At 71.5% G+C, this 22998-nt stretch carries 22 protein-coding genes and 1 riboswitch; of the genes, 10 read left to right on the plus strand and 12 right to left on the minus strand.

Annotated features, from left to right (window positions below; genetic code table 11):
• Positions 1–77 precede the first annotated feature (77 nt).
• The 4 genes from FGF04_RS13830 to FGF04_RS13845 all read left to right on the plus strand — a co-directional run bounded on the left by FGF04_RS13830 (position 78) and on the right by FGF04_RS13845 (position 5915).
• Entirely contained in the window at positions 78–371 is a 294-nt protein-coding gene (locus FGF04_RS13830; protein WP_149511601.1) for a DUF3311 domain-containing protein, read from the plus strand.
• Positions 368–1996, plus strand: coding sequence for a monocarboxylate uptake permease MctP (mctP, locus tag FGF04_RS13835; RefSeq protein WP_149511602.1), 1629 nt, complete (start codon positions 368–370; stop codon positions 1994–1996). The genes FGF04_RS13830 and mctP overlap by 4 nt, the downstream gene beginning before the upstream one ends.
• A 167-nt stretch (positions 1997–2163) precedes the next feature.
• Positions 2164–2298: riboswitch (cobalamin riboswitch) on the plus strand.
• A gap of 150 nt (positions 2299–2448) precedes the next feature.
• Positions 2449–4854 carry a ribonucleoside-diphosphate reductase subunit alpha gene (locus FGF04_RS13840; RefSeq protein WP_149511603.1) on the plus strand — a complete coding sequence of 802 codons (2406 nt, stop codon included), beginning with the start codon at positions 2449–2451 and terminating at the stop codon, positions 4852–4854.
• Positions 4854–5915, plus strand: coding sequence for a ribonucleotide-diphosphate reductase subunit beta (locus FGF04_RS13845; RefSeq protein ID WP_408055618.1), 1062 nt, complete (start codon positions 4854–4856; stop codon positions 5913–5915). The genes FGF04_RS13840 and FGF04_RS13845 overlap by 1 nt, the downstream gene beginning before the upstream one ends.
• On the opposite strand, the gene FGF04_RS13850 is transcribed toward FGF04_RS13845, so the two are convergent.
• A complete protein-coding gene (locus FGF04_RS13850) occupies positions 5828–6100 on the minus strand; it encodes a hypothetical protein (RefSeq protein ID WP_188114080.1) in 273 nt (90 codons plus the stop codon). The genes FGF04_RS13845 and FGF04_RS13850 overlap by 88 nt on opposite strands.
• Positions 6101–6193: 93 nt before the next feature.
• Here FGF04_RS13850 and FGF04_RS13855 point away from each other — a divergent pair, with 93 nt between their 5' ends.
• Positions 6194–7159, plus strand: coding sequence for a helix-turn-helix domain-containing protein (locus tag FGF04_RS13855; protein ID WP_149511605.1), 966 nt, complete (start codon positions 6194–6196; stop codon positions 7157–7159).
• A gap of 60 nt (positions 7160–7219) precedes the next feature.
• On the opposite strand, the gene FGF04_RS13860 is transcribed toward FGF04_RS13855, so the two are convergent.
• The 6 genes from FGF04_RS13860 to FGF04_RS13885 all read right to left on the minus strand — a co-directional run bounded on the left by FGF04_RS13860 (position 7220) and on the right by FGF04_RS13885 (position 14648).
• Positions 7220–8590 carry a bifunctional albaflavenone monooxygenase/terpene synthase gene (locus FGF04_RS13860; RefSeq protein ID WP_149511606.1) on the minus strand — a complete coding sequence of 457 codons (1371 nt, stop codon included), beginning with the start codon at positions 8588–8590 and terminating at the stop codon, positions 7220–7222.
• Positions 8587–9672, minus strand: coding sequence for an epi-isozizaene synthase (cyc1, locus tag FGF04_RS13865; protein ID WP_149511607.1), 1086 nt, complete (start codon positions 9670–9672; stop codon positions 8587–8589). Before cyc1 ends, FGF04_RS13860 begins: the two co-directional genes overlap by 4 nt.
• A 359-nt stretch (positions 9673–10031) precedes the next feature.
• On the minus strand, positions 10032–10682 hold the full coding sequence (gene def / locus FGF04_RS13870; RefSeq protein WP_149511608.1) for a peptide deformylase: 651 nt from the start codon (positions 10680–10682) through the stop codon (positions 10032–10034).
• A 206-nt stretch (positions 10683–10888) separates the two neighbouring features.
• Positions 10889–11896 (minus strand): tetratricopeptide repeat protein, encoded by a 1008-nt coding sequence (locus FGF04_RS13875; protein ID WP_149511609.1) that lies wholly within the window; start codon positions 11894–11896, stop codon positions 10889–10891.
• A gap of 116 nt (positions 11897–12012) precedes the next feature.
• A complete protein-coding gene (locus tag FGF04_RS13880; RefSeq protein WP_149511610.1) occupies positions 12013–13248 on the minus strand; it encodes an HD-GYP domain-containing protein in 1236 nt (411 codons plus the stop codon).
• A complete protein-coding gene (locus FGF04_RS13885; protein WP_149512263.1) occupies positions 13245–14648 on the minus strand; it encodes an HD-GYP domain-containing protein in 1404 nt (467 codons plus the stop codon). Before FGF04_RS13885 ends, FGF04_RS13880 begins: the two co-directional genes overlap by 4 nt.
• A 501-nt stretch (positions 14649–15149) precedes the next feature.
• Between FGF04_RS13885 and FGF04_RS13890 the strand changes: the two genes are divergently transcribed.
• Entirely contained in the window at positions 15150–15515 is a 366-nt protein-coding gene (locus FGF04_RS13890) for a hypothetical protein (RefSeq protein WP_149511611.1), read from the plus strand.
• 176 nt (positions 15516–15691) lie between these two features.
• Here the strand turns inward: FGF04_RS13890 and rsrA are convergent, their stop codons facing one another.
• The 4 genes from rsrA to FGF04_RS13910 all read right to left on the minus strand — a co-directional run bounded on the left by rsrA (position 15692) and on the right by FGF04_RS13910 (position 18438).
• Positions 15692–16009, minus strand: coding sequence for a mycothiol system anti-sigma-R factor (gene rsrA / locus FGF04_RS13895; RefSeq protein WP_149511612.1), 318 nt, complete (start codon positions 16007–16009; stop codon positions 15692–15694).
• Positions 16006–16686: an RNA polymerase sigma factor SigR gene (gene sigR / locus FGF04_RS13900; RefSeq protein ID WP_188114121.1), complete on the minus strand. Its 681-nt coding sequence runs from the start codon at positions 16684–16686 to the stop codon at positions 16006–16008. The genes rsrA and sigR overlap by 4 nt, the downstream gene beginning before the upstream one ends.
• Before the next feature lie 278 nt (positions 16687–16964).
• Positions 16965–17621: an alpha/beta hydrolase family protein gene (locus FGF04_RS13905; protein ID WP_235882325.1), complete on the minus strand. Its 657-nt coding sequence runs from the start codon at positions 17619–17621 to the stop codon at positions 16965–16967.
• A gap of 1 nt (position 17622) precedes the next feature.
• Positions 17623–18438: an SOS response-associated peptidase gene (locus FGF04_RS13910; protein ID WP_149511614.1), complete on the minus strand. Its 816-nt coding sequence runs from the start codon at positions 18436–18438 to the stop codon at positions 17623–17625.
• Between the two features lie 48 nt (positions 18439–18486).
• On the opposite strand from FGF04_RS13910, the gene FGF04_RS13915 reads away from it, so the two are divergent.
• The 4 genes from FGF04_RS13915 to FGF04_RS13930 all read left to right on the plus strand — a co-directional run bounded on the left by FGF04_RS13915 (position 18487) and on the right by FGF04_RS13930 (position 22176).
• Positions 18487–19209 (plus strand): M50 family metallopeptidase, encoded by a 723-nt coding sequence (locus tag FGF04_RS13915; RefSeq protein WP_149511615.1) that lies wholly within the window; start codon positions 18487–18489, stop codon positions 19207–19209.
• Between the two features lie 149 nt (positions 19210–19358).
• Positions 19359–20675 carry a 3-phosphoshikimate 1-carboxyvinyltransferase gene (gene aroA / locus FGF04_RS13920; RefSeq protein WP_149511616.1) on the plus strand — a complete coding sequence of 439 codons (1317 nt, stop codon included), beginning with the start codon at positions 19359–19361 and terminating at the stop codon, positions 20673–20675.
• Positions 20676–20691: 16 nt separating this feature from the next.
• A complete protein-coding gene (gene rsgA / locus FGF04_RS13925; RefSeq protein WP_149511617.1) occupies positions 20692–21702 on the plus strand; it encodes a ribosome small subunit-dependent GTPase A in 1011 nt (336 codons plus the stop codon).
• Between the two features lie 150 nt (positions 21703–21852).
• Entirely contained in the window at positions 21853–22176 is a 324-nt protein-coding gene (locus FGF04_RS13930) for a DMT family transporter (protein ID WP_149511618.1), read from the plus strand.
• Positions 22177–22274: 98 nt separating this feature from the next.
• Here the strand turns inward: FGF04_RS13930 and FGF04_RS13935 are convergent, their stop codons facing one another.
• Positions 22275–22886 (minus strand): TetR/AcrR family transcriptional regulator, encoded by a 612-nt coding sequence (locus FGF04_RS13935; protein WP_149511619.1) that lies wholly within the window; start codon positions 22884–22886, stop codon positions 22275–22277.
• Positions 22887–22998 lie beyond the last annotated feature (112 nt).

Here is a 22998-nt window from a genome sequence, read left to right on the forward strand (position 1 = left end):
GGGTTCCATAAAGCGGAACCGTCCCTTAGATTTCCTGCGCGTTGCACAGGTGATCAGTGAGGGGACGGAGCCGCCGTATGTCGGAAACACCGGATGCGCCCAGAGCGCCCGAGGAGAGGGCACCGGTCGTAACACCGGTGCGCGTGGTGATCGCCCTCTGTCTGATCGCCCCGTTCGTGGCGATGCTCTGGGTGGGGTCGTACGCGAAGGTCGACCCGACCTTCATCGGCATCCCCTTCTTCTACTGGTACCAGATGCTGTGGGTGCTCATCTCGACCGCGCTCACGATGACGGCGTACACGCTGTGGAACCGTGACCAGCGTGCCCGCAAGGCCGCCCGCACGGCGCAGGACGGGGGCGTGTCCGCATGAAGGACGGCGTGAACGGCGTCGCACTCGCCGTCTTCATCTTCTTCTTCCTGGCCGTCACGGTCATGGGCTTCCTGGCCTCGCGCTGGCGGCGGTCCGACAACGAGCACACGCTCGACGAATGGGGCCTGGGCGGCCGGTCGTTCGGCACCTGGGTGACCTGGTTCCTGCTCGGCGGCGACCTCTACACGGCCTACACGTTCGTGGCGGTCCCGGCGGCGATCTACGCGGCGGGCGCGGCCGGCTTCTTCGCCGTCCCGTACACGATCCTGGTCTACCCGCTAATCTTCACCTTCCTGCCCCGGCTGTGGTCGGTCTCGCACAAGCACGGGTACGTGACGACGTCCGACTTCGTGCGCGGGCGGTTCGGCTCGAAGGGTCTTTCGCTGGCGGTCGCCGTCACCGGCATCCTGGCGACGATGCCGTACATCGCGCTGCAGCTGGTGGGCATCCAGGCCGTCCTCGACGTGATGGGCGTCGGCGGCGGGGAGGACACCAACTGGTTCGTCAAGGACCTGCCGCTGCTCATCGCCTTCGGCGTGCTGGCCGCGTACACGTACTCGTCCGGGCTGCGCGCACCCGCCCTGATCGCGTTCGTCAAGGACACGCTGATCTACATCGTCATCGCGGTCGCGATCATCTACATCCCGATCAAGCTGGGCGGCTTCGACGAGATCTTCGCCAAGGCGAGCGAGGCGTACAGCCAGCCCAACCCGGCCACCGGCGCGCCGCGCGGTGCCCTGGTGCCCGGCGAGGCGGGCCAGTGGACGTACGCGACCCTCGCGCTCGGCTCCGCGCTGGCCCTGTTCATGTACCCGCACTCGATCACCGCGACGCTGTCCTCGCGCAGCCGCGAGGTGATCCGGCGCAACACCACGATCCTGCCGCTGTACTCGCTGATGCTGGGCCTGCTCGCGCTGCTCGGCTTCATGGCGATCGCGGCCGGCATCAAGGTCGACAACGGGCAGCTGGCCATCCCGCAGCTCTTCGAGACGATGTTCCCCGACTGGTTCGCGGGCGTGGCCTTCGCGGCGATCGGGATCGGCGCGCTGGTGCCGGCGGCCATCATGTCGATCGCGGCGGCGAACCTGTTCACCCGCAACATCTACAAGGACTTCATCAAGCCCGACGCGACGCCCGCCCAGGAGACGAAGGTCTCCAAGCTGGTCTCGCTGCTCGTGAAGGTGGGGGCGCTGGTCTTCGTCCTGACCATGGACAAGACGGTCGCCATCAACTTCCAGCTGCTGGGCGGCATCTGGATCCTGCAGACCTTCCCGGCGCTGGTCGGCGGGCTGTTCACGCGCTGGTTCCACCGGTGGGCGCTGCTCGCGGGCTGGGCGGTGGGCATGGTGTACGGCACGGTCGCCGCGTACGGGGTGGCCTCGCCGACGCAGGCTCACTTCGGCGGCTCGTCGAAGGAGATCCCCGGGATCGGGGAGATCGGGTACATCGGGCTGACGGCGATCGTGCTGAACGTGATCGTGACGGTGGTCATGACGTTCGTGCTGCGCGCGGTGAAGGCTCCCGAGGGTGTCGACGAGACCTCTGCCGAGGACTACACGGCGGACGCGGGCGACGCGGGAGTCCAGGTGGAACTCCCGCCGGCCACGGCCGGTTCGAGCCACTAGGGGTCTCGCCCCCGCGCCCCTGGGTACCTGGGGGCGCGGGGAACTGCGCGGGAGCGCGCAGCGCGACACGGGGGTCTGGGGGCGGAGCCCCCAGGGACAGCAACCACCCCCCATACGCTGACGCGACACAAGATGTAGGGGTGCTTCCCGGGCACAGCACTAGATGTATGCTCATGCTCGCTGTCGTCGCAGGGGAATCCGGTGTGAATCCGGAACTGTCCCGCAACGGTGTACTTGTACGCGCATGCCCGCATGCGCGTACGGGAGTCAGTCCGAGGACCTGCCGACAGCGCGCCCAGGCCGCCCGGCCCGGGCGCACGACGTCCGGGCCTCGCGGAGTGGGCCGGTGGACGCGGCGTACCGCTGCCCAGAGCGGGTACTCCCGTGTGCCCCGAACCCCCCTCCCCGCAGGCCCCCCCGCAGGCCCCGTGCCGAGCGAGGGAGAGCCCCACGTGACCATCGCGCCAGCCGATCCGGTCTCCGCGACAGCGAGCCGGGAGCAGCAGGACAGGGCCGAGGCCGACGCACCGGGAACCGCGCTGCTGCGGCTCCTGACCGACTTCACCGCCGACCTCCCCGACGCCGACCCCGGCCGGGTCGCCGCCGCCGCGCTGCGCGGCCGGTCCGCCGCCGCGGACGAGTCCGAACTGCGTGAGCTGGCCACGGAGGCGGCCGCGGGCCTCATCTCCGAGGACCCGGTCTACTCGAAGCTGGCCGCCCGCCTGCTGACCGTCACCATCGCCGCGGAGGCGGCCTCGCAGGGCGTGCGCTCCTTCTCGGAGTCGGTCGCCGTCGGCCACCGCGAGGGCCTGATCGCCGACCGCACGGCCGCGTTCGTACACCTCCACGCGGCCCGGCTCGACGCGCTGGCGGACGCCTCCCGCGCCGAGGGCGCCGACGACCGCTTCGGCTACTTCGGGCTGCGCACCCTGCACAGCCGCTACCTGCTGCGGCACCCGATCACGCGGTCCGTCGTCGAGACGCCGCAGTACTTCATGCTGCGGGTGGCGAGCGGCCTGGCCGAGGACGACAGCGACCGCTCGGTGGACGAGGTGGTGTCCCTGTACCGGCTGATGAGCCGCCTGGACTACCTGCCCTCCTCCCCCACCCTCTTCAACTCCGGTACGCGCCACCCCCAGATGTCGTCCTGCTACCTGCTCGACTCCCCGCTGGACGAGCTGGACTCCCTCTACGACCGCTACCACCAGGTGGCGCGCCTGTCGAAGCACGCCGGCGGCATCGGCCTCTCGTTCTCCCGCATCCGCTCGCGCGGTTCGCTGATCCGCGGCACCAACGGGCACTCGAACGGCATCGTCCCGTTCCTGAAGACCCTCGACGCCTCGGTCGCGGCGGTGAACCAGGGCGGCCGGCGCAAGGGCGCGGCCGCGGTCTACCTGGAGACCTGGCACTCCGACATCGAGGAGTTCCTGGAGCTGCGCGACAACACCGGCGAGGACGCCCGCCGCACCCACAACCTGAACCTCGCGCACTGGATCCCGGACGAGTTCATGCGCCGGGTGGACGAGGACCGCGACTGGTCGCTGTTCTCGCCCTCGGACGTGCCCGAGCTGGTCGACCTGTGGGGCGCGGAGTTCGACGCCGCGTACCGCGGGGCCGAGGAGCGGGGTCTCGCGAAGAGGACCATCCCGGCCCGTGAGCTGTACGGCCGCATGATGCGCACCCTCGCGCAGACCGGCAACGGCTGGATGACCTTCAAGGACGCCGCCAACCGCACGGCCAACCAGACGGCGCTGCCCGGCCACACGGTCCACTCCTCGAACCTGTGCACCGAGATCCTGGAGGTCACGGACGACGGGGAGACCGCGGTCTGCAACCTCGGCTCGGTCAACCTGGGCGCCTTCGTCGACGCGGACGCCCGGGACATCGACTGGGAGCGCCTGGACGCGACCGTCCGCACCGCCGTCACCTTCCTGGACCGGGTCGTCGACATCAACTTCTACCCGACCGAGCAGGCGGGCCGCTCCAACTCCCGGTGGCGTCCGGTGGGTCTGGGCGCCATGGGGCTGCAGGACGTCTTCTTCAAGCTGCGGCTGCCGTTCGACTCCCCGCAGGCGCGCGCCCTGTCCACCCGCATCGCCGAGCGGATCATGCTGGCCGCGTACGAGGCGTCCGCCGACCTCGCCGAGCGCAGCGGCCCGCTGCCGGCCTGGGAGAAGACCCGTACGGCCCGGGGCGTGCTGCACCCGGACCACTACGACGTCGAGCTGAACTGGCCGGAGCGCTGGGCGGCCCTGCGGGAGCGGATCGCCGCCGTCGGCCTGCGCAACTCGCTGCTGCTGGCCATCGCGCCGACCGCCACCATCGCCTCCATCGCGGGCGTGTACGAGTGCATCGAGCCGCAGGTGTCCAACCTGTTCAAGCGCGAGACGCTGTCCGGCGAGTTCCTCCAGGTCAACTCCTACCTGGTGGCCGAGCTGAAGGAGCTCGGGGTGTGGGACTCGCAGACCCGGGAGGCGCTGCGCGAGTCCAACGGCTCGGTGCAGGGCTTCACCTGGGTCCCCGAGGACGTGCGTGCGCTGTACCGCACGGCGTGGGAGATCCCGCAGCGCGGCCTGATCGACATGGCCGCCGCCCGGACCCCGTTCCTGGACCAGGCCCAGTCGCTGAACCTGTTCCTGGAGACGCCGACCATCGGCAAGCTCTCCTCGATGTACGCGTACGCCTGGAAGTCGGGGCTGAAGACGACGTACTACCTGCGCTCGCGCCCGGCGACCCGCATCGCCCGCGCCGCCCAGGCCCGGCCGGCGGCGAAGACCGTCCCCGTCCAGCAGGCCGCCGACCCCGACGCGGTCGCCTGCTCCCTTGAGAACCCCGAGTCCTGCGAGGCCTGCCAGTAATGACCACCGCACCTGAAGCACCCGGCGCTCCCGAGAAGACCGAGAAGATCGGGAAGGCCGAGAAGAACCTGCTCGACCCGGGCTTCGAGCTGACCCTGCGCCCCATGCGCTACCCGGACTTCTACGAGCGCTACCGGGACGCGATCAAGAACACCTGGACCGTCGAGGAGGTCGACCTCCACTCGGACGTCGCCGACCTGGCGAAGCTGTCACCGGGCGAGCAGCACATGATCGGCCGGCTGGTCGCGTTCTTCGCGACGGGCGACTCGATCGTGGCGAACAACCTGGTGCTGACGCTCTACAAGCACATCAACTCCCCGGAGGCGCGGCTCTACCTGAGCCGCCAGCTCTTCGAGGAGGCCGTGCACGTCCAGTTCTACCTGACGCTGCTCGACACCTACCTGCCCGATCCGGCGGACCGGGCGGCGGCCTTCGACGCCGTCGAGAGCATCCCGTCGATCCGCGAGAAGGCCGAGTTCTGCTTCAAGTGGATGGACTCGGTGGAGAAGCTGGACCGGCTGGAGACGAAGGCCGACCGCCGCCGCTTCCTGCTCAACCTCATCTGCTTCGCCGCGTGCATCGAGGGGCTCTTCTTCTACGGGGCCTTCGCGTACGTCTACTGGTTCCGCAGCCGGGGCCTGCTGCACGGCCTGGCCACCGGCACCAACTGGGTGTTCCGCGACGAGACGATGCACATGAGCTTCGCCTTCGACGTCGTGGACACGGTCCGCAAGGAGGAGCCGGAGCTCTTCGACGACCGGCTGCGGGAGCAGGTCACCGACATGCTCCGGGAGGCCGTCGAGGCCGAGCTGCAGTTCGCGCGCGACCTGTGCGGTGACGGTCTCCCGGGCATGAACACCGACTCGATGAGGCAGTACCTGGAGTGCGTCGCCGACCAGCGCCTGCAGCGCCTCGGCTTCGCCCCGGTGTACGGCTCCGAGAACCCCTTCTCCTTCATGGAGCTGCAGGGGGTTCAGGAGCTGACCAACTTCTTCGAGCGCCGTCCCTCGGCGTACCAGGTGGCGGTGGAGGGGACGGTCGACCTCGACGAGGACTTCTGATCCCGGGGGATCCGCGGGCCCTGCGGGTCCCGCGGGTCCTGCCGGGCGTCCTGCTCGGCCTTCCTGAGCTGACGGTCGATGCGCCGGTCGCGCACGACACCGAACGTGGCGGGGAGGACGAGCAGGGCCAGGATTGCGAGGACGAAGAGCATTCCGATCAGGCCTTCCAGCTGTGTCGTATTCATGGACACCACTGTGGCGCCGAATGCCCCTTACCGTGAGTGGCAGGACTGCCGCACACCCTCGATTTCCTGCCAGTCGGGGTGCACACTGGCAGCATGCTGACCAACGTGGCCGCCGTCCTGCTCGACGGCGCGCATCCTTTCGAACTCGGCGTCGTCTGCGAGGTGTTCGGCCTCGACCGCAGCGACGAGGGCCTGCCCGTGTACGACTTCGCGGTCGCCTCGGCCGAGGGGCCCAGCCTGCGCACCCATGTCCCGGGGTTCACGGTCTCCACCCCGTACGGCCTCGACCGGCTGGAGGAGGCCGACCTGATCGTCGTGCCGGCCGGCAGCCACTACATCGGGCGCACCTATCCGCCCGAGCTGCTCGACGCCCTGGTCCGGGGCGCGGAGCGCGGCGCCAGGGTGCTCAGCGTCTGCTCCGGGGTCTTCGTGCTGGGCGCGGCCGGGCTGCTGGACGGGCGGCGCTGCGCGGTCCACTGGCGCCACGCCCGGACGCTGGCCGAGCGCCATCCGCGCGCGAAGGTCGAACCGGACGTGCTGTACGTGGACGAGGACCCGGTGATCACCTCGGCGGGCACCGCCGCCGGCATCGACGCCTGTCTGCACATCGTGCGCAAGGAGCAGGGCCCGGAGGTCGCCAACAGCATCGCGCGCCGCATGATCGTGCCGCCGCACCGCGACGGCGGGCAGGCCCAGTACATCGAGCGGCCGCTGCCGCGCTCCCAGTGCGACACGGTCGGCGAGACGCTCGTCTGGATGGAGCGCCACCTCGACCAGGAGGTGACCGTCGAGCAGCTCGCCGCCCGCGCGCACATGTCCCCGCGCACCTACGCCCGGCGCTTCCAGCAGGAGACGGGGACCACCCCGTACCGCTGGCTCCTGCGCCAGCGGGTGCTGCTGGCGCAGGAGTTGCTGGAGGGCACGGACGAGACGATGGACTTCATCGCGGACCGCACGGGGTTCGGGACCGCGGCCGCGCTGCGCCACCAGTTCGTCCGTGCGCTGGGGACCACTCCACACGCGTACCGGCGCACGTTCAGGGGCTCGCACGCCGCCTGACCGTACGCCGTACGCGCACCGGGACCCGGCCGGATCAGCTTCGCCGGGTCCCGGCCCGGCTCACCTCGGCAGGACCCTCAGCAGCAGCCGGTGCGGACGCAGCGTGATGCCCACCCGGGTCGTGTCGTCCGACCCGGGAACCTGCTCAAGGCGCCGGCGCGCGGCCACCGCGGCCGTGACGAGGCTGAGCTGCGCCATCGAGAAGTGGTCGCTGGGGCACTTGCGATTGCCGACGCTGAACGGGCTCATCGCGTACTTCGGGACGTCCCCGGCCCGTTCCGGAAGCCAGCGGTCGGGGTCGAACTCCAGATTCCCGTCGTACGAACGCGCATCGCGCTGGATCGCGTACGGGCTGTAGACGATGTCGGCCCCGGCCGGAATGCGATACCCGCCGAGTGCGGTTTCGGTCACGGCACGGCGTGTCAATATCCATACGGCGGGACGCAGCCGCATGGCTTCGACGACGACATTGTTCGTGTGCGTCAGCTGCCGCACATCACTGAATGCGACAGGGCGGTCACCCGCGACCGATTCGACCTCCTCGCGTATCCGGTCGGCGTGTTCCGGGTGTTCGGTGAGGACCTGCAGCAGCCACATGATCGTGGAAGCGACGGTTTCGCTGCCGGGGGTGAGTATCGCGACGACCTGGTCGTGGATCTCCTGTTCCCCGATGGGCGCGCCATTCTCGTCCTTCGCCTCCAGCAATGCCGTCAGCAAATCGTCCGGCTTTTGACCGGATGCGCGCCGTTCGGCCACGATCTCATCGACCAGGAGATGCAAATCGGCCAATGCCCGGTCGAATGCACGGTGGGCCGGAAGCGGAAGACGGTAGAACGGTCCCGCCGGGATCACCATACGGCGGTACATACCGCGGAAAACGGTGGCCAGGGCCACGCTCAGGCGCTCCGCGCGCTCGTCCATGAAGTCGCCGCGCAGCAGGCAGCGGGCGGCGATGCGGACGGCCACCCGGAACGACTCGGAGGTGGCGTCGATCGTCTCGCCGGGCTTCCAGCGCTCCGCGAGGGCGTGCGCCTCCTCCTCCATGATCGGCCCGTAGCCGGGGATGGCGTCCAGCCGGAAGGCGGGCTGGATCGTCCGCCGCTGGCGCCGGTGCCGGGACCCGTTGGCGGTCGCCACCCCCTCCTTGCCGAGCAGGCCTTCCAGGGACTCCCACAGGGGGCCGTCGATCTTGAAGTCGGGGCTCAGCGCCAGCTCTCCGGTGAGGGCCGGCGTGGTGACGGCGTACACCGTCTTGGGGCCCAGCTTCAGCCGGACGACATCGCCCTCGTCGCGCAGCCGGGCCAGGAAGCCCAGCGGGTCGCGGACCAGCTTCAGGCCGTGTCCGAGGCCGGGGACGCCGCCCCCGGCGAAGGGCGGATCGGACAGTTCCGCCGCTTGGTGCGCAGCGGACCGTACGGACTCGACGGTCATTTCTCACCTGCCGCTTCGTTGTTGACGTACGGGGGTGTGGAGCGGTCGTCCCAGCTGTCGACCATGTACCGTCCCGACTCGTGGTGGAACCAGTACACGGAGCTGAACCAGTTCCGCATGTTGAACAGGCACGCCCGCACGGCAGCCGCCAATTCTGCGCCCCGCACGGACCCGTTGTCGATTTCTTCCGCGTACCTCAGCACCTGTTCCTCGGCGTCCAGGAATCCGGTGATGCATTCCTCCACCCGGCGCCTGACTTCCTTGACGGATTCCTCCAGCGTCATTCCCTCGTGGTGGATGAGACTGATGCCGAGATTGTGGAGCTCGCCGCCCGCCATTTCCTTGGGGAGGGAACACAGGTCGTTGTACCAGGCGGCGAATTCCTGGCACAGCAGAGCGGCCCGCCGATAGGCCGCGTTCTCCCGCACGGCGGCGGGCAGTTCGTACTGCGCGCTCGGTTCGAGCAGGTCGAGCCATATCCAGTGCGCGAAGGTCAGCCGGCGCAGTTCGAGGTATTCCTCGACGGTCGGGACGATGCCCGACGTGCGGTTGTGGAATTCCTTGTCGTACGCCTCGATCACCGCGTGCGAGTGCTCGGCGAACCGGGCGTTCCATCCTTCGCCCAGGAACGAGTACAGCCGCACCATGCTGTCCGCGAACCCCGCCACCAGGGGGTCCTGGTGGTACAGGTGCTCCTTCGGGGAGTCCAGGGTCGCGTGCAGCAGGATCCTGAGCCGCTCCCAGGCCGCCGACCGGCCGTGGATGACGTCGCGGTCGTGGCGGTCGTCCCAGGCGAAGAACCACGCGCTGTAGTCCGCTATCGCCTGGAGGACCTCGTCGGGCGCGCCAATGTAGAAGCCCGCCATGAGGTCGGTGTAGCAAAGCCCGTCGGCATATGCCTCAATCATGGGCGCCGACATGAGGCGCATTTCCAGGAGCCAGGCCCGGGTGTTCTCCTGGAGCTTCGGCCAATACGGATGGAGTTGACGGGGAAACCCGGCCTCGATCGCCGGCAGGGAGAGCGCCGGTGGAACGAGGGCCGGGGTGTACGTCGTGGTGGTGCGCTGTACGAAAGCAGGCACGAACAAACCCCTCTCAGCCGCCTGTTGACGACACGCCCCTCCCGCTGTGCCGGGCGTGCGCCGTTGCGTATCCCCGCACTTCCCATTCAGCACCACAACTGACCGTTCTGGGAACGGATTTGCTTCTCCCACTACTCCGCAGTGCCGAGAATCTCCCTATGTGTGACTGAATATGGATCGCTATGGGCGCACAAAGGATCGAACGCAGGACGCGCAGACGAACGGCGCCCGGTCGGAAGGGGTTCCGACCGGGCGCCGTGGGAGCGGGACGCGCACGTTCCCGCCTGTCGTTCTCCGTCTCAGCCGTTCACAGACGTTCTCAGGGGTTCCCCGCCGTTCCCGGCTGTTCCCGGCTGTTCTCAGTCGTTGGCGACGACGGGGTACCGCGGCTCGTTCTCGGCCATCTGCCGCAGCGCGTCCTTGCGCTCGCGCTTGGAGAGCCGGTCGATGTACAGGTACCCGTACAGGTGGTCCGTCTCGTGCTGGAGGCAGCGCGCGAAGTAGCCCGTGCCGCGGACCCTGATGGGGTTGCCCTTCTCGTCCTGCCCGGTGACCTCGGCGTAGTCGGGGCGCGCGAGCGGCGCGTACGCGGTCGGCACCGAGAGGCAGCCCTCGTTGCTCTCGTCCAGCTGGCGCCGCTCGGCGGGCAGTTCGACGAGCACGGGGTTGCAGACGACGCCCACGTGCCGCTTGCCGTCGTCGTCCGGGCAGTCGTACACGAAGACCTTGAGGTCGACGCCGATCTGGTTGGCGGCAAGACCTACGCCCTCGGCGGTGTGCTGGCTGGCGAACATGTCGTCGACCAGCCGGGCGAGGTCGTCGCCGAACTCCGTGACGTCCTTGCACTCCTTGTGCAGCACCGGGTTCCCGACGACCGTGATGGGCCGGGAGGTCCCGCGCTCGCGGTAGGCCGCCTCGCGCTCCGCCGGGTCCTCGGTGTCGATGACGAAACCTTCGTCGTCCACGGGGAGCACGCCCGCGTGCTGCTGATCGGTGTCCTGCTGCGCCATGACCGACGTATGCCTTCCTGGGGAACGGGGATAGCACTGTGCCCGTACAGGGTACGGGGCGTTTTTCGTCAGGAGCCGCCCCGCAGGGGCGCTCCTGACAGGGGCGCGGGGAACTGCGCGACCTGGGGGTACCTCCCGGCCGAAGGCTGGGGGACCACGACGCACCCGCACCCGACGGTCGATGCGGCCCTGCCCAGCCTGAGCGGCTAGCAGACCTCTTCGAGGTCCCGCCAGTCCCGGGTGTCGGGACTGTCCGCGACCCACCCGTCCAGCAGCCCCCGCACCAGCGAGGCCGGGGCCGCGAGGCCGCACTCCCGCTCGGGCACCCACAGCTGCCCGTCCGTCACGTGCCCCAGCGGCCCGGGATGCCCCGGCTCGCTGTGGTCGTGCGGATCGAGGTGCTCCCCGTCGCCCTCGTCGGACGGCATCCGCGACTCGGAACACATCCGGCACAGCAGCCGTACGGACGACGACCAGTCCTCGGCGGCGAACCCGGCGTCGGCCGCGAGCCGCTCCAGCGCGTCCCGGTCGTCCTCGGCCTCCGCCTCAAGCAGCACGACCCAGGTCGGCACCGGCGACGGCGCCCACAGCTCGATCTCGTCGAAGACGGGATAGGCGTGCCCCGCCGCCGTGGTCCGCTCCCCGTGCGGCACCCCGTCGTGCAGGACGACCTCGCCCCAGCGCCGCCCGGAGGACGGCAGCGGGATGGAGAGGACCTCGATGCGGGCGGGGTCGAGCCGCCGTCCCCACACCACCTCGGCCTCGCCCTCGGGCGACAGCCGCACGGCTGCGCTGCCGAGGTCCATGCCCACCGGCTCGTCGGAGGCACCGGCCCCCGCGCCGGCCTTGGTCCGGGAGGAACCGCCGGGCACCTTCAGCCCGTACGCCTGCCAGGCCCGCCGGGCCAGCGGCCAGTCCTGCAGCGCGGTGGCCGCGATGCCGACGTTCCACCAGTCGGGGGCCCCGGTCTCCCGGTCGAGCAGGGCCACGGCCCGCAGGCCGGCCGCCCGCGCCTGCTCCCAGTCGTGCCGGAACTTGTGCAGCAGGGCGAGGTTGAACCAGGACTCGGACAGCCAGGGCTCCAGGTCCGCCGCGCGCGTCAGCAGCGCCCCCGCGTCCTCGTACCGGCCGTCGCCGATCAGTGTGAACGCACGGTCGGTGGCCTGCCGCCATGAGGCGGAGGGCCGGTGCCGTCCCTTGCCGAAGATCCTCACGATTCCCGCCTGCCAGTTCGTCGAAGAGCGTGCAGCCTCGGGCTGGACTGTGCCCCCTGTGTCCTCTTCCTCGCATCCAACCACGGACGGTCGGACGGGCGCTCATTACCCATGGGTTACCCAACCGGGGGCGAGGTAAGACCGTCTCTCGCCAGTACCCTGGCCAGCGATTCGACGACCTCGGGCTGGTAGTCGCGCGCGGTGCCCAGCCGCAGCTCCTCCAGTGCCCCGAGGGACCCACCGGGACCCGCTTCCCTGGCCTTCTCCTCGTATGCGTTGACGGCCCGGACGATTCTCGCGCCGACCGGCTGTTCGCGGTACGGGTCCGCCTGCCGTTCCACCGTCACGGCGACCTCGGCGGCCACCCCCGTCCGGCGCACCACCGCGCCGCCGAGCAGGGCGATGCGCCGCTGCTCGGCGGGGGCGAGGCACGCCGTGGCCCCGGCGGGCACCGGGTCGACGAGGGAGAGCTGGCCGATGTCGTGCATCAGGGCCGCGTACTCCAGGACGGTCAGCTCGGGCCCGGAGAGCCCCAGCTCGCGGCCGACGGCCCGGCTGAGCGCCGCCACGCGCCGGGCGTGCCCCGCCGGTGTGTACCCGGCGATCTCGGTGGCCCGCGCGAGGGAGGCGATCGTCTGGCGGTAGGTGGCCCGCACGGCCGCGTACCGCCGGAAGGAGAGCTGGGTGAGCAGCAGCGGCAGCGAGAGGACGGGCAGCGCCCACAGTCCGGCGACGGCGACCGCGAGCGCGATGACGGCTCCGGTGGCGCAGACCGCCGACCCGATGCCGAGGGTGGCCCGCAGCTCGTCGCGCAGCAGCGGCCCGAACGGCCACCGGGTCCGCGCGTGTTCCAGGGCCGCGGCCAGCACGGCGTCCCACAGCGCGGTCAGGACGAGCAGCGCGACGACGAGCGCCGCGTACCCGGGGCCGTCCCCGGGCCACCGCCCTGCCCTGCCCAGGCCGTAGAAGGGCTGGAAGCACACGGCGGCGAACCCGACGGTCAGGACGCGCCGGGTGAGGTGGTCGGCGGTGGGCCCGCGCCCCTTCGCCACGTGCGGCACGCAGCCCAGCAGGGAGGCGGCCGTGACCACGGCGACGACCTGCGGGACACCGTCGTGGGTGGGGTGCCCGCCGTTCTCCCCGAGGAGCGCGTAGGCGAGGGCCCCGGCGGCGGCGAGCGGCGCCGGCTCCCGCTCCTGCGCGCCGCTCCACCGCACGAGCTCGCCCACGGCGACGAGCACCCCGAAGGCGAGGGCGGTCCCGCGCCCGTCGATGCCGTGCCAGAGGGTGGCGGCGAGGGCGAGGACGGCGAACAGCGCGGCGCCGCCCCGCGCGGCCACGAGGGCGTTCACGGCCTCGGCCCGCCCGGGGCGGTGCCGCGGCGGGCCCCCGGCTCGGTGGCGACGGGGGTGTACGGGGCCGGCAGGCGGGGCCGGCCGTGCGGCGGCGGCTCGTCCGCCGTGACCGCCGGATGCCAGCCCTGCCGTCCGAGGGCCCGCGCGAACGCCTGCACCATCCGCGGGTCGAACTGCGTCCCGGCGCAGCGCTCCAGCTCCGCCAGCGCCGCCGCGACCGGCCGCGCCCGTCGGTAGGACCGGGTGGAGGTCATCGCGTCGAAGGCGTCCGCGACCGCCACCACCCGGGCGAACTCGGGTATCCGGCAGCCCTTCAGCCCGTACGGGTAGCCGCTGCCGTCGAGCCGTTCGTGGTGGTGCAGGATCGCCGACCTGGCCTCCTCCAGGAAGCCGATCCCGCGGACCATCTCGTGTCCGTACTCGGGGTGCAGCTCGATGATCCGGCGCTCCTCCGGCGTCAGCGGTCCGTCCTTGCGCAGCAGCCGGGTGGGGACGCCGAGCTTGCCCACGTCGTGGAGGATGCCGGCGAACCTGAGCGCCTCGGCCCGTTCGTCGTCCATGCCCAGTTCGCGGGCGATCATCATCGAGGCGCGGCCCACCCGTTCGCTGTGCCCGCGCGTGTAGCCGTCCTTGATGTCGACGGCCTGCACGAGGGCCCGGATGGTGGCCCGGTGGGCGGCCCGCTCCCGGTGGTACTGGGCGAACGCCCACCACGACACGTACATCGGCAGCAGGACGAGCAGCGCGGCGGCCGGTCCGTACGGGCTGCGCCAGAGCACCGCCATCATCAGCCCGGCGAGCCCGTGCACGGCGACGGGGGCGAGCGGGCGCAGGAAGAGCCCGCGCCGGGCCACGCGTACGGGCACCCGTTCGGCGAGCACCAGGATGCCGCCGTCGAGCACGGCCAGGACCAGGCAGAACGCCACCACGGCCGCGCCGGCGGCCACCAGGGCGTAGGGGAAGTCGGAGGTGACGACCGCGTCCCGGCCGCCCAGCGCCCAGTGGACCCGGGAGGCGGCCCAGGTGCAGAGGACCAGTTGCGCGGCCCGCCAGGTCCGGCGCAGGCCGCGGGGCCGCTGCTCGACCCGCGCGAGCAGGGCGCCGGGCAGCGGTACGAGGGCCGCGGCGGGCGGTGGCAGCAGGAAGGCGGCGGCGAGCATCACCGGGGTGTGCCAGCCGAGACCGGCGCCGCCCTCCGCGGGCGCGCCGGTGCCGTCGGGCCTGCGTTCGCCCGCGGAGCGGCGGGCGGCGAGCAGTTCGCAGGCGGCGCAGAGCGCGGCGAACAGCGCCACCGCGGCCCAGGGGGCGCGCGTGCCCGGGGACGGCGCGGCGCAGGACACCGCGCCGAGCGCGGTGCAGACGACGTAGACCCGTGCCCACGGCGGAACCGACCGCATGGCCCTCCCCTCCCCGGTGGCCCGGACCCGTCGGCCGACGATAGGACGGCGGGGTGCGGCCCCGGGCGGGCATGGACCGGATTCACCGGGCCGACGGAGGAGATTCGCCCGTACGAGTGAGCCGCGTGCCGGACCCGCACATGACTCGTACGGGTCCGGACCGGCCGGGAGGGGGGCGATGAGGGCCGCGAGTTCGGCGCACTCGGCGCCGTCACCGGCCTCGGCGGCGTCACCGGCCACCCCGTAGGTGAACCCGGTGACCGCGTCGACCAGCGCGACGCCGGTGATCCCGGGGGAGTCCAGGAGCCGGCCCAGGGAGGCATCAACGGCCGTCGTCATGTCCCCGTTCCCCCTTCACGTATTGACACCTCGCACACTACTTTGAGCTTCAACTTACGCAACAGGCAGCATATTTTGTATTTTGTGACGCACTGACCGCCCGGGTTCGATCGTAGATGTACGAAGAACGAACAGGCGGCGTCACCGAGGAATTGGGGCAGCATGAACATCGAGACCGCGCTCAAGGAAGCCATGGCCGTGGAGGGCGCCATCGGCGTCTCCCTCGTCGACTACGAGAGCGGCATGGCCCTCGGCACGCTCGGCGGCGGACCGGGGCTGGACCTGGAACTCGCGTCGGCCGGCAACACCGAGGTGATGCGCGCGAAGCTGCGCACGCTGTCCTCGCTCGCGATGGACGACACCATCGAGGACGTCCTGATCACGCTGGGCAAGCAGTACCACCTGATACGCCCGCTCACCGCCAGCGGCGGAACGCTCTTCCTGTACCTCGCGCTCGACCGGGGCCGCAGCAACCTGGCGCTGGCCCGGCACAGCCTGAAGAGGATCGAGAGCGCGCTGGAGATCTGACGGCGCCGGAGGCCGCGCCCGGCGGCGCCGTGACCGGACGACACCGCGCTGCCGCCCGGTGATGTGCCGGATGTGTCGGATGCGCCGAAGGCCGGACCGGGCGAACCGGTCCGGCCTCGGTGTGGCCGTGCAGCCGTGTGGTCGTGCAGCCGTGTGGTCGTGCAGCCCTGCGGCCGTCAGCCCTCGGCCGCGGCGCCGCGGGCGTCCGCGGAGGTGACCTCGTGCTCGGGCACGGCCTGCCCCGAGCGGATCAGGTCGATGCGGCCCATGACCTTGGCCCGCAGGTCGGTCGGCACGTCGTCCTGACCGCAGCAGCGCTTGACGAGCTTCTTCACCGCCTGCTCCAGGCCGTACTTCTCAAGGCACGGGGAGCACTCCTCGAAGTGCACCTCGAACTTGGTGCAGTCGGCATCGGGCATCTCGTGGTCGAGGAACTCGTAAAGATGATCGAGTACTTCACTGCAGTCCGTCTCGTGCGGCTCTCCGCAGCTCATGAGCCCGAGCCTTTCGTTCCGTCCGACTCTCCGGCGCCCGCCGGGACCAGGCCGCGGTCCTTGGCGTAGTCCTCAAGCATGCCGCGCAACTGCCGACGGCCCCTGTGCAGGCGGGACATCACCGTACCGATGGGTGTCCCCATGATGTCCGCGATCTCCTTGTACGCAAAGCCCTCGACGTCCGCGAGATAGACGGCGATGCGGAATTCCTCGGGGATCGCCTGGAGGGCGGCCTTCACGTCCGAGTCGGGCAGGTGGTCGAGCGCCTGCGCCTCGGCGGAGCGCAGACCGGTCGACATGTGCGACTCGGCGCGCGCCAGCTGCCAGTCCTCGATCTCCTCGGCGGCGGACCGCTGGGGCTCGCGCTGCTTCTTGCGGTACGAGTTGATGAACGTGTTGGTGAGGATCCTGTACAGCCACGCCTTGAGGTTGGTGCCCTCACGGAACTGGTGGAAGGACGCGTACGCCTTCGCGTACGTCTCCTGCACCAGGTCCTCGGCGTCGGCCGGGTTCCGCGTCATGCGCAGCGCGGCCGAGTACATCTGGTCGAGGAACTCCAGTGCGTCCCGCTCGAAGCGCGCGCTGCGCTCGGCGGTCGACTCACTGCTGCCCGGGTTCCCGGGCTGCTCCGCCTGGCCGTTTTCGGTCCCTGCGTCGGTCCCTGTGACCGGACCCACCTCCTCCAGAGTCTGGGCGGGGCCGAAACCGGTCCCACCTGAATCGGAGAATAGACGACCGGCGGTCACGGCGGCTTGCCGATCCGGTCCGCCCGCCGCCCGAACAGGGACGGTCTTCGCCGCGTGCAGCACCGACCACTCCAGGTCGGTGGTGCTGCCACGGCTCGGGCAGATGGTCGAACCCATGCGGCGGACTTCCTCTCGTGCGACGACCCACAACACGCGTTCCGTGTTGTCTGATCCGCACAACAGCGGTCCGGGACGCAACATTCCCGGGCTCACCCGAGTGACGAAACCCACTTCAGAACGCCGTCGGTGAGGACCGTCAAGGCCTGTTCCCGGCCGACCGGGGCCCGCTTCGGCACGGCGAACCCGTGATCGCCGTACGGCACCTCGACGAGTCCGTACGCGCCCTCAGGGAACTCCCCGGGACGTCCGAACGGGTCGTTGCCGCCCTGGACGACGAGGGTGGGCACCCCGGTGCCCAGCAGTTCGGCGGCCCGCGACCTCTCCGGCCGCCCCGGCGGGTGCAGCGGGAAGGAGAGCGCGAGGACGGCGTGCGCGCCCAGCTCGCCGGCCGTGCGGCAGGCGACCCGGGCCCCGGCGCTGCGGCCCCCGGCGACGACGGGGAGCCCGGGCGCGGCGAGCGCCGGCCACAGGCCCCGCCAGCCCGCGTCCAGCGTCTTCGGCGCGGGCGCCAGCTTCTTGCCCGCCACGCGCCAGGGCTGCTCGACGAGGGCGACGGTCACCCCGTGCGCGGGCAGTTCCGCGGCCAGTGCCCGCAGGTCGGGCGCCTCGATCCCGCCGCCCGCGCCGTGGCCGGCGGCGAGCACCAGCCGTGCCTTCTTCTCCACCGCCTCGGCGCGGTGCCAGGTGATCCGGGCGGTGCCCGCGTCCGTGTCGACCGTCTGAACGATCTCTGTTCTGTGTGTCACGTCAGAAGAGTGTGGCCTCTTCGGGCCCGTCCAGTTCGTTCAGCAGCTCCGGGCCGTTGTTGCGGACGTTGCTCACCGCCGTGGAGACGGGGTACGCCCGCATCAGCCCCTCCGGCGGCGGCGCGAGCAGGGTGCGCAGCTCCTCGACGTCCGTACGGGCGGGGTCCAGCCAGGCGTCCCACCGGTCCGGGGTGAGCATCAGCGGCATCCGGGGGTGGATGTCGGCGAGGGAGCCGGGCCCCTCCTTCGGCGCGACCGCGAGCGGGGCGGTCTCCGCCTCGGTGGTGATGACGGTGCACGTCACCCACCAGGCCCGCGGGTGGTCGTCGGGCAGGGTCTTGTCGCGCCAGAACTCGTACAGCCCGGCCATCGCGAAGACCGAGCCGTCGGCGGGGAGGACGAAGTACGGCTGCTTGCGGGGCCGCTTCTTCTTGCCCTCGACCTCCAGGTCGCGCTCGGCGGTGCCGGTCACCCACTCGTAGTAGCCGTCGGCGGGGATGATGCAGCGCCGCGAGGTGAAGGCGCGCCGGTACGAGGGCTTCTCGTGAACGGTCTCGGCGCGGGCGTTGATCATCCGCGCGCCGCCCTCCGGCGTCTTCGACCAGGAGGGGATCAGCCCCCACTTCAGCCGGCGCAGCTGCCGAACCGGCGTCGGGTCCTCGGCGTCCTTAAGAGGACGGTCCAGGACCGCGTAGACCTCTTTGGTCGGCGCCACGTTGAAATCGGGCTCCAGAGCCTCCTCCGGATCCCATTTCTCGATCTCAAAGATTCCTGCGAGATCCTCGGGCCCACGACTCGATGCATACCGTCCGCACATACGTGCCACACTGCCAGATTCCACATGCCCTCAGGGAGCAACCGCACAATGGAGAGCACCGCAGCCACCTCGCTGGCCACCGTCTGGGACGAGGTCTTCGGCAGCCAGCCGGACCCGGACACCTGGGTCGTCGTCGCCACCCTGGTGGCCGCGCTGGCCGTGATCGTCCCGCACCCGGTGTGGCGGCTGTCGCGCAACGCCATCACCATCGCCCACGAGGGCGGCCACGGTCTGGTCGCGCTGCTCACGGGCCGCAGCCTCGACGGCATCCGGCTGCACTCCGACACCAGCGGCCTCACCGTCAGCCGCGGCAAGCCGACCGGCCCCGGCATGATCCTCACGGCCGCGGCCGGCTACACGGCTCCTCCGCTGCTCGGCCTGGGCGGCGCCGCGCTGCTGGGCGCCGGGCACATCACGGCCCTGCTCTGGCTGGCCACGCTGCTGCTCGTGGCCATGCTCGTGATGATCCGCAACGCGTACGGCGCCCTCACGGTGCTGGTCAGCGGCGGCACGTTCGTGGCGGTGTCCTGGCTGGCCGGTCCCCAGGTGCAGGCGGCCTTCGCGTACGCCGTCGTCTGGTTCCTGCTGCTCGGCGGGGTCCGCCCGGCCTTCGAGCTCCAGGCCAAGCGCCGGCGGGGCGGGGCCGGCGACTCGGACGCCGACCAGCTCGCCCGCCTGACCCACGCCCCGGCGGGCCTGTGGCTGTTCCTCTTCCACGTGGTCTCCCTGTGCGCCTTGATGGGCGGCGCCAAATGGCTCCTCCCCCTTTAGCGCCCTGAAGGGGCGCGGGGAACTGCGCGCCCAGCCCCCACGCACCCGCACCCGACATCCAGGCCGGCACCAGCCACACCCGCGCCCCCAGTCGACGGTGCCACTTCCCGGCCAAACCCAGCGGAGCGAACCCCCACTAAAGTGAGGGCATGCCCGTTAACCCCGCCCACACCGCCCTCTGGCCCGCCCCGCACGCGACCGGACCCGTCGACGCGACGGTCCACGTGCCCGGGTCCAAGTCGGTCACCAACCGCGCGCTCGTCCTCGCCTCCCTCGCGGCCGAGCCCGGCTGGCTCCGCCGCCCCCTCCGCTCCCGCGACACCCTCCTGATGGCCGGTGCCCTGCGGACGATGGGCGTCGGCATCGAGGAGGGCGTGGGCCCCGACGGTTCGGGCGAGGCCTGGCGCGTCATCCCCTCGGGCCTGCAGGGCCCGGCCACGGTCGACGTGGGCAACGCCGGCACGGTGATGCGCTTCCTGCCGCCGGTCGCCACCCTGGCCGACGGCCCCATCCGCTTCGACGGCGACCCCCGCTCGTACGAGCGTCCCCTGACCGGGGTCATCGAGGGCCTGCGCGCCCTCGGCGCCCGCATCGACGACGACGGCCGCGGCGCGCTCCCGCTGACCGTGCAGGGCGGCGGGGCCCTGGACGGCGGCCCGGTCGAGATCGACGCGTCCTCGTCCTCGCAGTTCGTCTCGGCGCTGCTGCTGTCCGCGCCGCGCTTCAACCAGGGCGTGGAGGTGCGGCACACCGGCTCGACGCTGCCGTCCATGCCGCACATCCGGATGACCGTGGACATGCTGCGCGCGGTCGGCGCCCAGGTGGACACCCCGGAGTCGGGCGGCGAGCCGAACGTCTGGCGCGTCACCCCGGGCGCGCTGCTGGGCCGCGATCTGACGGTGGAGCCGGACCTGTCGAACGCGCAGCCGTTCCTGGCGGCCGCCCTGGTCACCGGCGGCACGGTCGTCATCCCCGACTGGCCCGCCCGCACCACCCAGCCGGGTGACAGGCTGCGCGAGATCTTCACCGAGATGGGCGGTTCCTGCGAACTGACCGAGCGGGGCCTTGAGTTCACCGGTTCGGGTGCGATCCACGGCATCGACGCGGACCTGGGCGAGGTCGGCGAGCTGACCCCGGGCATCGCGGCGGTGGCGGCCCTCGCCGACTCCCCCTCGACCCTGCGCGGCGTGGCCCACCTGCGGCTGCACGAGACGGACCGGCTGGCCGCGCTGACCAAGGAGATCAACGAGCTCGGCGGCGACGTCACCGAGACGGCCGACGGCCTCCGCATCCGCCCGCGCCGGCTGCACGGCGGGATCTTCCACACCTACGACGACCACCGCATGGCGACCGCGGGAGCGATCCTCGGCCTCGCGGTCGACGGCGTGCAGATCGAGAACGTGGCGACGACGGCGAAGACCCTGCCGGACTTCCCCGATCTGTGGACCGGAATGCTCGGGAACTGACGGGCGGACCGGGATCATGCGCCGTTACGGCAAGCACACCGACGAGGACGACATCCGCGAGCGCCCGAACCGCAAGGGCAACCGGCCGCGGACCAACATCCGCCCCAAGCACGAGGACGCGGCGCAGGGCATGGTCCTCACCGTGGACCGCGGCCGGCTGACGTGCCTGGTCGAGGACCGCGTGGTCTTCGCCATGAAGGCCRGCGAGCTGGGCCGCAAGGCGGCGGTGGTCGGCGACCGGGTCGCCATCGTCGGCGACCTGTCGGGCAAGAAGGACACCCTCGCGCGGATCGTCCGCATCGAGCCGCGGACCTCGGTCCTGCGCCGCACGGCGGACGACGACGACCCGTACGAGCGGGTGGTCGTCGCCAACGCCGACCAGCTGGCCATCGTCACGGCCCTGGCCGACCCGGAGCCGCGCCCGCGCCTGATCGACCGCTGCCTGGTGGCGGCGTACGACGGCGGTCTCGACCCGCTCCTCGTCCTCACCAAGTCGGACCTCGCCTCCCCCGAGGAGCTCCTGGAGTCGTACGGGGCGCTGGGCGTCCCGTACGTCGTCACGAGCCGCGAGGAGCTGGAGAGCGGCGAGGCCGTGGAGCGCGTGCGCAAGCAGCTGGACGGCAAGATCACGGCGTTCGTCGGGCACTCCGGCGTCGGCAAGACGACGCTGGTCAACGCGCTCGTGTCGCAGGAGCGGCGGCGCTCCACGGGCGTGGTCAACGCGGTCACGGGGCGCGGCCGGCACACCACGACCTCGGCGCGCGCGATCCCCCTGCCGGACGGCGGTGGCTGGGTGGTCGACACGCCGGGCGTGCGGTCCTTCGGCCTGCACCACGTGGACCCCTCGCGGGTCATCAAGGCCTTCCCCGACCTGGAGCCCGGCACCGAGGGCTGCCCGCGCGCGTGCAGCCACGACGAGCCGGACTGCGCGCTGGACGCGTGGGTCGCCGAGGGGCACGCGGACCCGGCCCGCCTCTACTCGCTGCGCCGGCTGCTCTCGACCCGGGAGCGGCGCGAGGGCGACTGATCCCGTGATCCCCGCACGACCTCTGTGTTGTTTGCATCCCTCTCGCAACGGTAAAGGCATAATCGCACCGAGCCGGATCCGGGCGGGACGACCGGATCCGGACGGGACGAAGCGGTCACGGAGCGGTCACGGAGCTCAGGAGGGCATCACATGGCGTGGCTGCTGGTCGTCGTGGCGGGTTTCCTGGAGACGGGTTTCGCCGTCTGCCTCAAGCTCTCCCACGGCTTCACGAGACTCTGGCCGACGGTCGCCTTCTGCGTCTTCGCGCTCGGCAGCTTCGGTCTGCTCACCCTGTCACTGAAGAAGCTCGACGTGGGTCCCGCCTACGCGGTGTGGACGGGCATCGGCGCGGCGGGCACGGCCATCTACGGCATGATCTTCCTCGGCGACCTGGTGTCCACGCTGAAGATCGTCTCGATCTCGTTCGTGATCATAGGGGTCATCGGCCTGCAGCTGTCGGGCTCGGCCCACTGAAAGCCCCGGGCCGGGCGTCAGCCCACGGCTCCGGCGTCGGACCACGACCACGCTTCGGCGTCGGACCGCCGCTCCGGCGTCAGACCACCGCTTCGGCGTCAGACCACGGACTTCACGGTGGCCAGCGCGTCCCTGACCAGCCCCGCCGCTCCGCCCTCGCCGGCCGGGGCCAGGACGCACGACACCCCCAGCCGCACCGCGAGCTCACAGGCCCTGGCCAGCTCCGCCGCCTCGGGCCTGGGCCCCTGGGAGGCGGCCAGCGAGGCGACGGCCCGGTCGCGCACCAGGGCCACGAGGTCGCCGGGCGAGGGCAGCGGCCCGTCGGCCCGCCGCTGCGCCGGCACGGCCGAGGAGGACGGCACGGCGGACAGGGTCGGCGAGGGCAGCCGCTCCCCCCAGCACCCGGTGAGCATCGCCCGCACCAGGGCGTTCCCGCGTGCCGCGGACGCCGTCCACTCGGCGGCCGCGGCGAGCCGTTCCCGGGGTTCCGGGCGGCTCACCAGGGCCCGTTCCACCCCGGCGAGGTAGGCGTCGGCCTCCCGGCGTACGAGGGCCCGGGCGAGGCCGTCCTTGCTCCCGAACTCGTTGTAGAGGGTCTGCCGGGACACCCCGGCGACGGCGGCGACGTCGACCATCCGCACGGCGGACCACGGACGGCGTCCGAGCGCCGTGTAGGCGGCGTCCAGTAGGGATTCCCGCGCTGCAGGCATGATCGCCTCCCTCGGCCGGCCAACCGGCTCTGCGCATCAGAGTTGACGCGCACGGAGGCAGTGTCAAGGGTCTGCGCCGCCGCTGCCGCTGGGCTGGGCGGAGCCGGGGCGG

This window comes from Streptomyces apricus (genome assembly GCF_008369065.1).
Classification (GTDB): Bacteria; Actinomycetota; Actinomycetes; order Streptomycetales; family Streptomycetaceae; genus Streptomyces; species Streptomyces apricus.

Bases quoted from the DNA above. Each gene is read 5' to 3' on its own strand.
- FGF04_RS13830 (WP_149511601.1), top strand. From the start codon at position 78: ATGTCGGAAACACCGGATGCGCCCAGAGCGCCCGAGGAGAGGGCACCG.
- mctP (WP_149511602.1), top strand. From the start codon at position 368: ATGAAGGACGGCGTGAACGGCGTCGCACTCGCCGTCTTCATCTTCTTC.
- FGF04_RS13845 (WP_408055618.1), top strand. From the start codon at position 4,854: ATGACCACCGCACCTGAAGCACCCGGCGCTCCCGAGAAGACCGAGAAG.
- FGF04_RS13850 (WP_188114080.1), bottom strand. From the start codon at position 6,100: ATGAATACGACACAGCTGGAAGGCCTGATCGGAATGCTCTTCGTCCTC.
- FGF04_RS13855 (WP_149511605.1), top strand. From the start codon at position 6,194: ATGCTGACCAACGTGGCCGCCGTCCTGCTCGACGGCGCGCATCCTTTC.
- FGF04_RS13860 (WP_149511606.1), bottom strand. From the start codon at position 8,590: ATGACCGTCGAGTCCGTACGGTCCGCTGCGCACCAAGCGGCGGAACTG.
- def (WP_149511608.1), bottom strand. From the start codon at position 10,682: ATGGCGCAGCAGGACACCGATCAGCAGCACGCGGGCGTGCTCCCCGTG.
- FGF04_RS13885 (WP_149512263.1), bottom strand. From the start codon at position 14,648: ATGCGGTCGGTTCCGCCGTGGGCACGGGTCTACGTCGTCTGCACCGCG.
- FGF04_RS13890 (WP_149511611.1), top strand. From the start codon at position 15,150: ATGAACATCGAGACCGCGCTCAAGGAAGCCATGGCCGTGGAGGGCGCC.
- rsrA (WP_149511612.1), bottom strand. From the start codon at position 16,009: ATGAGCTGCGGAGAGCCGCACGAGACGGACTGCAGTGAAGTACTCGAT.
- FGF04_RS13910 (WP_149511614.1), bottom strand. From the start codon at position 18,438: ATGTGCGGACGGTATGCATCGAGTCGTGGGCCCGAGGATCTCGCAGGA.
- FGF04_RS13915 (WP_149511615.1), top strand. From the start codon at position 18,487: ATGGAGAGCACCGCAGCCACCTCGCTGGCCACCGTCTGGGACGAGGTC.
- aroA (WP_149511616.1), top strand. From the start codon at position 19,359: ATGCCCGTTAACCCCGCCCACACCGCCCTCTGGCCCGCCCCGCACGCG.
- FGF04_RS13930 (WP_149511618.1), top strand. From the start codon at position 21,853: ATGGCGTGGCTGCTGGTCGTCGTGGCGGGTTTCCTGGAGACGGGTTTC.
- FGF04_RS13935 (WP_149511619.1), bottom strand. From the start codon at position 22,886: ATGCCTGCAGCGCGGGAATCCCTACTGGACGCCGCCTACACGGCGCTC.